Source organism: Xanthomonas sp. SHU 199, from assembly GCF_000364665.1.
GTDB lineage: Bacteria > Pseudomonadota > Gammaproteobacteria > Xanthomonadales > Xanthomonadaceae > Xanthomonas_A > Xanthomonas_A sontii.
On the sequence record NZ_AQOI01000662.1, the window covers coordinates 1 to 7,505 of the forward strand.

A 7,505-nucleotide genomic window follows, 5' to 3' on the forward strand; every position below is an offset into this window, starting at 1 on the left:
CCGCGCTCACAAGACTGTCGGGCTGCTGCAGGCGTGCCACCACGCTGCCGTCGAACGGTGCGCGCAGTTCCGATTGGCGCACCGCGCGGCGCGCCAGCGCCAGGTCCGACTGCGCGCTGCGGACCTTCGCCTGCGCCGCGGCGAAGGCGCTCTTGGCCGCGGTCAGGGTCGCGGCCGCGGCGGCGCCGTCGTCGAACATGGCCTGCTGCTGGGCGAGCTGGGTCTGCTGCTGCTGCAGGTCTGCCGCGGCGATGCCGACGCCGGCCTCGGCCTGCTGCAGGCGCAGGTTGTTCGGTTCCGGGTCCAGGCGTGCGAGCACCTGGCCGGTGCGCACGCGGTCGCCCACGTCCACGGCGATGGCGGCGATGCGGCCGCCGCCTTCGAAGCCGAGATCGGCGCGTTGTTGCTGGCGCACCTGGGCGAGGTAGCGGGTGCTGTCGCGCGCGGCATCGCTGCCGACGGTTTCCAGCTTGACCGCGCGCGGCGCGTCGGCGGGCGGTGCGGCCTCGCGGCCGCAGCCGGACAGCGCCAGCACGGCGAGCGGCAGGCACAGCGTGAGAAGCAGGGTGGGGCGCAGGGTCATGATCGGCGGTGTCCCGAGAACGTTCAGAAGGTGTAGGTGACGGTGGCGCCGCCGCCGGCAGCGGCGCGGCGACGCACCACCGGGCTGCCGTCGGCGGGGCCGACGTAGCGGGTGGCGTTGAGCAGCAGCGAGGCTGTCCAGTGCGGCGACAGGGTGTGATCCCATTCGGCGCCGACGGTGTAGGCGTACACGCCGGCATCGGCGCGGTGCGGTTGGAATCCGCTGGTCAGGCTTTGCGCCTCGGTGACGCCGAAGTACGCCTGGTTGAAGCGGCGGTCGCCGACGTGCGCGTCCAGGTCCAGGGTCACGTTGTCGGCCGCCGCCTGCATCAGGGTGAAGCGCGCGCCGGCGCGGTAGCGGTTGCGGCGCGCACCGTCCTTCAGCGCGAACTCCGCCTCGGCGTCCAGCGCCAGGTACGGGGTGAGCTGCTGCATGACCAGGCTGCGCGCGGTGATCGCGCCGGGCACGTCGCCCATGCCGGCCAGGCGCTTGGAGCCGGGGCGCCAGCTGCTGTTGCGCTGCAGGCGGCCCAGGTCGTAGCCGAACGATTGGCTGGCGGAGAAGCCGTGCGCGTTCTGGAACTGGACGCCGGCGCCGCGCAGCGTGTCCGCGAACAGGATGCCGCGCTGTATCGAAAACACCGGCACCGCCTGCACGCGGTGGTCGGCGGAGCCGGGATAGCGCGGAGTCAGCATGGCGCCGGCGCCCACGCTCACTTGGGTGCGGTCGCCGAACAGGCCGGCGCTGGGGGCTGGATCGGTGTCTGCGGCGTGCGCGACGGGCGGCAGCGCCAGCAACGCCACGGTCAGCGTGGGCGACAGAACGGACAGGAGATGTTTCATCGGAGCAACCTCGTGCGGGGGAAAGGTCATCAGGGCGCGTGCGGCAGCGGCACGCCGTAGAACGCGCGGAACAGCGCGATGCGATCGAGCAGCAGGTCCTGGCGCGCCTGCAGATGCTCCAGTTCGGCCTGCGCGGCCTGGATGTCGCCGGCCAGCAGCTCGGGGCGGTCCTGCAGACCTTGCGCGACGCGCTGCTGCAGGCGCGCCACGCGCTGGCGTTCGCGTTCGAGATTGGTGCGTTCGCCACGTTCGCGCTGCTGCAGCGCCGGCAGCGCATCCAGCGCATCGGCGACCTCGCGGAACGCCGCTTCCACGGTCTTCTCGTAGTCGGCCACCGCGCCGTCCTTGCGCAGCTGTGCGATGTCCAGGTTGGCGCGGTTGCGGCCGCCGTCGAACAGCGGCAGCACCAGTTGCGGCATGAAGCTCCAGGTGCGGCTGCCTGGCATGAACAGGCCGTTCAATGCCTCGCTGGCGGTACCCAGCGAGGTGCTCAAGCGGATCGACGGGAAGAAGGCGGCGCGTGCGGCGCCGATGTCGGCATTGCGCGCGCGCAGTTCGGCCTCGGCCTGGCGGATGTCCGGGCGCTGCAGCAGCAGCTGCGAGTCGAGGTCGCGCCAGGTGCGGCCGTCGTCCTGCCCGGCACCCGGCAGCAGGTCCTGCAAGGTGCCGGCGCCGTCCGGCGTGGCGTAGCCGGCGAGCAGTTGCAGGGCGCGGCGAGCGGCGGCGTGATCGCTGGTGGCCTGCTGCGCGCGCGCCTGCGCCTGGTCGTCGTCGTGGCGCTGGCGGTCCAGCGCATCGCGGGAGATCAGCCCGACCGCCTGCTGGCGCGTGGCGATCGCCAGCAGCGCCGCACTGCGCTCGGCGATGGTCTGCGCCTGCTGCTGGCTCTGCAGGGCAGCACGCTCCAGTGTGTAGGCGCGCAGCACCTCGGCGATCAGCGCGCCGCGGGCCGCCTGGCGGCCTTCTTCGGAGGCCAGGTAACGCTGCTGCGCCGCCGCCGACAGCGAGGCCAGCTTGCCGAACAGGTCCAGTTCGAAGCCATCCACGCCGACCGCGACGGTACTCAGCTTCTGGCCATAGCGCGCCTGCGTGGCCGCGTCGTCGTAGCTGCGGCGCGCGCCCTGGGCATCGAGGCCCAGCTGCGGCAGCTGCTGCGCGCGTTCGATGTGGTACTGGGCGCGCGCCTGCTGCACGGTCAGCACGGCATTGCGGAAGTCCGGGTCATGGCCCAGCGCCTGGGTCAGCAGCGGGGCCAGGTCGTGCTGCGGCGAGAATGTCCGTACGAACTGCAGTTCCTGGTCGGTGAGCGCACTCTCACCGCGATCCGGTGCGGCGGCCGCGGTCGCGTTGGTCGCGCCGAAGGTGGGCGGCAGGGCCGGTTGCGGGCGTTGGTAGACCGGCGCCAGGGAGCAGCCACCCAGGGCGAGCGCGAGCAGGCCGAGCAGGACGCGGGTGCGACACGGGAGAAGCGGCAGGGACGATAGAATCATGGCAGCGGTCGGGTGATCGAACTCGACTGCCAGCATCGGCGGGCATGTTCAAGCCGCCTTCTAGGAATCTTCAAGATTCCATCAAGACGTCAAACACGGGCACCGGGCAATGCACGCGAAGAAGATCCTGCTGGTCGAAGACGATGCCGACAGCGCCAGCATCCTCGAGGCCTACCTGCGCCGCGACGGCTTCGAGGTCACCATCGCCGAGGACGGGCAGAAGGCGGTGGCGGTGCATGCGCAGTGGAAGCCGGACCTGGTGCTGCTGGACGTGATGCTGCCGCGGCTCAGCGGCACCGAGGTGCTGTCCACGATCCGCCGCAGCAGCGACACGCCGGTGATCATGGTCACCGCGATGGGCGACGAACCGGAGAAGCTCGGCGCGCTGCGTTACGGCGCCGACGACTACGTGGTCAAGCCGTACAGCCCCAAGGAAGTGGTGGCGCGGGTGTTTGCGGTGCTGCGCCGCGCCGGGCCGGCGCGCGCCAGCGAGGAGCCGCTGCGCCACGAGCGCCTCATCGTGGACACCGCCGCGGTGCGCGCCACCGTGCGCGACGCCGACGGGCAGGAGGTGGCGCTGGAACTGACCCCGACCGAATTCAACATCCTGGCGACGCTGATGAAGACGCCGTTCAAGGCCTTCACCCGCAGCGAACTGCTGGAGATCTGCCTGCCCGACAGCGATGCGCTGGAGCGGGTGGTGGATGCGCACGTGCACAACCTGCGCAAGAAGTTGGAACACGAGCAGGTCACCGGGCTGCTGGTGACGGTGCGCGCCATCGGTTACCGCTTCCGATGAAATGGGCCTGGTTCCGCCGCAAACGCCACGCCCCGCTGTGGCAATGGGTAGGCCTGCGCATGAGCGCGCTGGCGGTGCTGACCATCATCGCGATCGCGCTGGGCATGGTGCTGCGCTTCGCGATCTGGGACGTCTCCACCCTGAGCCGCCTGCCGCCGCAGGCGCGGCAGGAGATGCTGCAGCTGCGCGAGGATCCGCACAGCAATGCGCGGCGCCTGTGGGAACTGTTCGAAACCTATTACGACGTGGCCGACTTCCTGCCCGGGCTGGCCAGCCGCGACTGGTGGCTGCTGGCCGGCATGGTGCTGGCGTCGATCCCGGTGATCGTGGTCTGCGGCCTGCTCGCTTCGCGACCATTGTCGCGGCAGTTCTCCAATGTGGCCGAGGCGGCGCGGCGGATCAGCGATGGCGATTTCGCCGCGCGTGCGCGCGTGGTGCCCGGCGCACCGGACGAGCTGGCCGGGCTGGCGACGGACTTCAATGGCATGAGCGCGCAACTGCAGCGGTACGAGCGCGAGGTGCGCGAGTCCAGCGCGATGCTGGCGCACGAACTGCGCACCCCGCTCAACGCGGCGATGGGGCGGGTGCAGGGCATGCTCGACCAGGTGTTCCCGAGCAGCGAGGAGCAGTTGCGCATGGTCCAGCGCCAGCTGGAGCAGATCAATCGCCTGGTCGGCGACCTGCACCTGCTGTCGATGGCCCGCGCCAACCAGTTGATGCTGGAGCCGCAGCGGTTCGCACTCGGCGCCCTGGTCCGCGAACGCCTGACCTGGGCGGCGCAGCCGCTGCAGGAGGCCGGCATGCAGGTGCAGGTGCGCATTCCCGAGCAGTTGCACATCAGCGCCGACCGCGACCGCCTGGGCCAGGTGCTGTCGGTGCTGATCGACAATGCGCTGCGCTACGCCGCGACCGGCGGCGAACTGGCGCTGGAGGCGCAGGCCGATGCCGATGGCGTGCTGATCCGCGTGGCCGATCGCGGTCCTGGCGTCGACGAGGAAGCGCTGGCGCGGATGGGCGACCGTTTCTGGCGCGCCGACGATTCGCGGGCACGCCATTCCGGCGGCAGCGGACTGGGCCTGTCGATCGCCACGGCCATCTGCCAGGCCCACGGCGGCACGCTGGAGTTCGCCAACCGCGCGGGCGGCGGGCTGTGCGCGCGGGTGCGCCTGCCGCATGCGCCTGCCGGCGACGCGGATGCGCTGGTCACAGGTGCGTCCGCGGCGAACCCACGCAAGCGCCTGGCCTGAGGCTCGCAACGGCTGTGGGATGTAGCGGGGGCTTGGCCAGCGGGAGTGGCGCACAATTCGCTCCATCGCAGTGCCCATGCTCGATGTCGCGGCAAACGGCGCCTCGTCGATGAACCCGTCGGTCGCGGCACGTCCACGCGCCGAACTGCGGAGCGAAGATGCGGTTCTGCATCTGGCTGTCCACGCGGCACGAACCACCGATGACCGGCTTGGCGGTAAAGTGCATCAAGGCCGACACTGCATCGGCCGCCCCATGCCGCAACCGGATCCCGCAATGCGTGTAGCCAGCACCGCCATCCCGACCGGAACCACCCCCGCCGAATGGCGCTCCATCGAGCACGCCGCCACCCGGGAACTGCAACGCCGCACCGAGGCGGCGCATACGGCGGTGATCGCGCTGCTGCAGACCCACGCCGCTGCGTTCAGCGCGAAACAGCGCGCCCAGATCCGGCGGCGGTTGGCGCGGGGCGGCTGAACCCCACGGCCGCAGGTGCGACAGTGCGATATGCGAGGAGTGCGTGACACCGCTGCCAGCGAGGGAATGACAGGCGCCATCGACCGGCGTCGCATGCCCAGTTGTCAGCGCAAAGGCACACGCGGTCGGTGGGCCAACGAGGCAGCCGCCCGCGTGCCGCGTGTCCGGCGCCGACCATGTCGCTGATTGCCACACGACCTCGGCTATCATCGACCAGACGCTGAGATGAGTAAGGATATGGAAGTGCGACTCACGCGCGAGCAGGTCCTCGCGCTTGCGCCGGATGCGGCATCGGCCAAGGCGGCCGCCGGCCTGGCCACGGACGGGAAGTGGGGCCTGCTCGGCGCCGACGCCGAGGTGCTGTGGGGAGAATGCCAGGGCAGTGGCGCCAAGCCCTACCAGACCCAGGTGGACCTGGTCGCGCTGGTCAGCCGTTGCTCGTGCCCCAGCCGCAAGTTTCCGTGCAAGCACGGGCTGGCCATGCTGCTGCTGTATGCCGACGGCAACCCGCGCTGCGTGCCGGGCACCCGCCCGGCATGGGTCGAGGAATGGATGCAGGGACGTCGCGAACGCGCGGCGCGCAAGGAGGAAGTCGCCGCCAGCAAGCCGCCGCCCGATCCGCAGGTCCAGGCCGCGGCGGCGGCCAGGCGCGAACAGGCGCGTTGGGCGCGCATGCAGGCCGGCGCGGCCGAACTGCAACGCTGGATCGCCGACCAGTTCCGCCAGGGCCTGGCCAATCTGGGCGCGGAATTCGACCAGGACGCGCGGCGCATGATGGCGCGCATGGTCGATGCGCAGGCTCCCGGCCTGGCCGCGCAGTTGGAGCGTGCCGTGGGCGAGGGCGGCCGCGATCTCGCGCAGCTCGCCGACCTCGGCGAACGCCTCGGCCTGCTGCAACTGTTGGTCCAGGCGGTGCCGCGCGCAGGGGATTTCAGCGCCGCGCGCCAGGCGGACCTGCGTGCCGCGCTGGGCTGGCCGCTGGAGCGCGACACGGTGTTGCGCGAAGGCGAGGCGGTGCACGATCGTTGGCATGTGCAGGGCCAGCACCTGATCGAGCAGCCGGGCAATCTGCTCGAACGCCGGGTCTGGCTGCAGGGCCTGGACAGCGGCCGCCCCGCGCTGCTGCAGGAGTACAGCCACGGGGGGCGCGGATGGGAGCAGCAGTGGCGCAACGGTCATGTGCATGCCGGCTGCCTGCATTTCCTTCCGGGTACGGTGCCGTTGCGCGCCGTGCCGGGCGAACTCGATGCCGGCGTGGGGGCCGGCGCCGCGCTGCCGCGCACCGACACCCTGGACGCCGCCGCCCGTGCGCATGCGCTCAACCCATGGCTGCCGCAGGTGCCGATGCGTCTGCAGGAGGCGCAGATCGCGCACGACGGCCGCAGCGTCCGGGCGCAGCACAGCGAAGGCAGCCTGCCGTTGCAGCTGCCCGCGATGCAGGGTTGGGCGTTGCTCGCGTTCGCCGGCGGTCATGCTGTCTGCCTGATGGGCGAGTGGGACGGCGACACGCTGTGGCCGCTCAGCGCGTGGAACGCGCAGGGCGAGCGCTGGGAAAGGAGCGCGGCATGAACGAGGCCTGGTTGAAACCGGCGCTGCTGGGTATCGATCGCCCGCAACGGATTCCCCTCGATGGCGCACTCGGCGAGGTGCTCGCCGCCATCGCCACGCAGGACGATGCCGCACTGGGCTACAGCCTGCAGGTGGGCGCGTTGGCCGCCTGCCGGCGTGCGGCGCTGCGTCTCGGCGCGCCACTGCCGCTACCGCCGCCCGCGCCGCCCGATCCGCAAGCGCTGCCCGCAGACCATGCCTGGGTGCCGCTGTTGCGGGCGATGTTCGCCAGCGCGCAGCCCGCAGCGTGGCTGAAACGCCTTCGCCACGAAGCCTGCCTGCAACTGGCCGCACGCGGCCAGCATCTGCCGGTCGTGGTACTGCCGCAGGCATTGGACGCAGGCGCGCGCCTGAGCGCGCTGCGGGGCGGATTGCGCCCGGTGCTGGGCGCGCGTGGCCGCTGGCTCGCGGCGCGCAATACGGAGTGGACCTACGCCGCCGATGCGGTAGCGGCGGGGCCG

The 7,505-nt window shown here is 71.5% G+C and carries 8 protein-coding genes; 5 read left to right on the plus strand and 3 right to left on the minus strand.

Annotated elements, in window-relative coordinates; all coding sequences use genetic code 11:
- From D183_RS0118830 to D183_RS0118840, 3 genes are all read right to left on the minus strand, one after another.
- Window positions 1-583, minus strand: a 583-nt coding sequence (locus tag D183_RS0118830) for an efflux RND transporter periplasmic adaptor subunit (protein WP_017910364.1), incomplete at its 3' end; no start/stop codon positions are given.
- Window positions 584-606: 23 nt separating this feature from the next.
- Window positions 607-1,425: a MipA/OmpV family protein gene (locus tag D183_RS0118835; protein WP_017910365.1), complete on the minus strand. Its 819-nt coding sequence runs from the start codon at window positions 1,423-1,425 to the stop codon at window positions 607-609.
- Between the two features lie 29 nt (window positions 1,426-1,454).
- Window positions 1,455-2,915: an efflux transporter outer membrane subunit gene (locus D183_RS0118840; RefSeq protein ID WP_026144646.1), complete on the minus strand. Its 1,461-nt coding sequence runs from the start codon at window positions 2,913-2,915 to the stop codon at window positions 1,455-1,457.
- A 109-nt stretch (window positions 2,916-3,024) separates the two neighbouring features.
- Between D183_RS0118840 and D183_RS0118845 the strand changes: the two genes are divergently transcribed.
- The 5 genes from D183_RS0118845 to D183_RS0118865 all read left to right on the plus strand — a co-directional run.
- Window positions 3,025-3,714: a response regulator gene (locus D183_RS0118845; protein ID WP_017910367.1), complete on the plus strand. Its 690-nt coding sequence runs from the start codon at window positions 3,025-3,027 to the stop codon at window positions 3,712-3,714.
- Complete coding sequence (locus D183_RS0118850; RefSeq protein ID WP_017910368.1) at window positions 3,711-4,961, plus strand: sensor histidine kinase; 1,251 nt, start codon at window positions 3,711-3,713, stop codon at window positions 4,959-4,961. The genes D183_RS0118845 and D183_RS0118850 overlap by 4 nt, the downstream gene beginning before the upstream one ends.
- 76 nt (window positions 4,962-5,037) lie before the next feature.
- The gene (locus D183_RS28060; protein WP_232757312.1) at window positions 5,038-5,436 is read left to right on the plus strand and encodes a hypothetical protein; all 399 of its coding nucleotides are present in this window, start codon (window positions 5,038-5,040) and stop codon (window positions 5,434-5,436) included.
- Between the two features lie 225 nt (window positions 5,437-5,661).
- Window positions 5,662-7,005, plus strand: coding sequence for an SWIM zinc finger family protein (locus tag D183_RS0118860; protein ID WP_232757313.1), 1,344 nt, complete (start codon window positions 5,662-5,664; stop codon window positions 7,003-7,005).
- A partial coding sequence (locus tag D183_RS0118865) for a DUF5691 domain-containing protein (protein WP_026144647.1) occupies window positions 7,002-7,505 on the plus strand: 504 nt, incomplete at its 3' end. The genes D183_RS0118860 and D183_RS0118865, both read left to right, overlap by 4 nt.

What these genes read in the sequence shown, in the direction of transcription:
- D183_RS0118835 (WP_017910365.1), bottom strand. Translation starts at nt 1,425, where the DNA reads ATGAAACATCTCCTGTCCGTTCTGTCGCCCACGCTGACCGTGGCGTTG.
- D183_RS0118840 (WP_026144646.1), bottom strand. Translation starts at nt 2,915, where the DNA reads ATGATTCTATCGTCCCTGCCGCTTCTCCCGTGTCGCACCCGCGTCCTG.
- D183_RS0118845 (WP_017910367.1), top strand. Translation starts at nt 3,025, where the DNA reads ATGCACGCGAAGAAGATCCTGCTGGTCGAAGACGATGCCGACAGCGCC.
- D183_RS0118850 (WP_017910368.1), top strand. Translation starts at nt 3,711, where the DNA reads ATGAAATGGGCCTGGTTCCGCCGCAAACGCCACGCCCCGCTGTGGCAA.
- D183_RS28060 (WP_232757312.1), top strand. Translation starts at nt 5,038, where the DNA reads ATGCTCGATGTCGCGGCAAACGGCGCCTCGTCGATGAACCCGTCGGTC.
- D183_RS0118860 (WP_232757313.1), top strand. Translation starts at nt 5,662, where the DNA reads ATGAGTAAGGATATGGAAGTGCGACTCACGCGCGAGCAGGTCCTCGCG.